2 protein-coding genes are annotated in these 1,289 nt (G+C 69.7%); one reads left to right on the top strand and one right to left on the bottom strand.

The features are described from left to right. The coding region (locus ACFWF3_RS36270; protein WP_379318699.1) for a DUF2332 family protein at positions 1-825 on the top strand (825 nt) is incomplete at its 5' end. A gap of 5 nt (positions 826-830) precedes the next feature. Here ACFWF3_RS36270 and lexA read toward each other — a convergent pair. After that, on the bottom strand, positions 831-1,289 hold a 459-nt coding region (lexA, locus tag ACFWF3_RS36275; RefSeq protein WP_379318701.1), incomplete at its 5' end, for a transcriptional repressor LexA.

The raw sequence follows: 1,289 nt of genomic DNA on the forward strand, positions 1-1,289 counted from the left end.
CAGCAACCCAACCTGATCCTGGCCGCCGCGCGAGTGCACGGCGCGACCGCGGTTCCCTATCACGAGTTCCGCGACCAACTGCGCGAGAACTGGTCGGCGATCTCCGCGACCGCGCTGCGCAGACGTACACAGACGAACGAGGCGGGCCGGGCGGCCACCCTGCTGCCGGTGCTGGCCCGCCTGCCCGGACCCCTGTCGCTCATCGAGGTCGGAGCATCGGCCGGACTGTGCCTGTACCCGGACCGTTTCAGTTATCGCTACAACACCGCCGCGCTGGATCCGGCAGACGGTCCGTCATCGGTTGTGTTGACCTGCAGGACAACCGGAGCGGTGCCGATCCCGGACCGGCTCCCCCGGGTCGTCCATCGGGCAGGAGTAGATCTGAACCCGCTCGATGCCGGCAACAGCGACGACCGGCAGTGGCTGTCCGCGCTGGTCTGGCCGGGACAGGACGAGCGGCTGTCGCGCTTGCGTTCGGCCTGCGCGATCGCGGCGGCGGAACCACCGGCCATCGTCACCGGCGACCTGAACGAGCAGGTCACCGAGCTGGTACTCGCGGCGCCACGCGCCAGCACCGTAGTGGTTTTCCACAGTGCTGTGCTGACCTACCTGTCCCCTCAGGCGCGGGCGGACTTCCGGGTGACGGTGCGGGACCTGCCCTGCCACTGGGTGTCGCAAGAGGGCACCGGGGTTCTCAGCACGCTGGCCGACCGGTTGCCCCCGCGCGAGAGCACAGCGGCCCGATTGGTGCTCGCCCTCGACGACGAGCCGTTGGCTTTCGCCGGGCCGCACGGCCAGTCGCTGGACTGGTTCGGCCCGGCGTAGCGACCTCAGAGTCGGCGCATCACCGACACGACGCGGCCCAGGATGACGGCTTCGTCACCGTCGATCACGGAGTAGGCGGGGTTGCGCGGTTCGAGCTGCACGTGCCCGTTGCGGCGGCGGTACACCTTGACCGTAGCTTCCTCGCCGATCATCGCCGCGACGATATCGCCGGAGTTGGCCTCGCGCTGACTACGCACCACCACGAGGTCGCCGTCGCAGATCGCGGCATCGATCATGGAGTCGCCACGCACCCGCAAGCCGAAAACCTCACCGCGGCCGACCAGTTCACGCGGGAGGGTCATGACGTCGTCGGGGTTGTGCTCGGCCAGGATCGGAGTGCCCGCCGCGATGTCGCCGACGACGGGCACCGACACCGAGGCGTCGGAGTCGGCGGCGGACGCGCCACGCAGGAACAGGCGCACGTCGATGGGTCGGGTCATGGTGGCGGCACGGCGCAGGAACCC

The sequence above is a fragment of the Nocardia sp. NPDC060220 genome, assembly GCF_042727815.1.
Taxonomy (GTDB): domain Bacteria; phylum Actinomycetota; class Actinomycetes; order Mycobacteriales; family Mycobacteriaceae; genus Nocardia.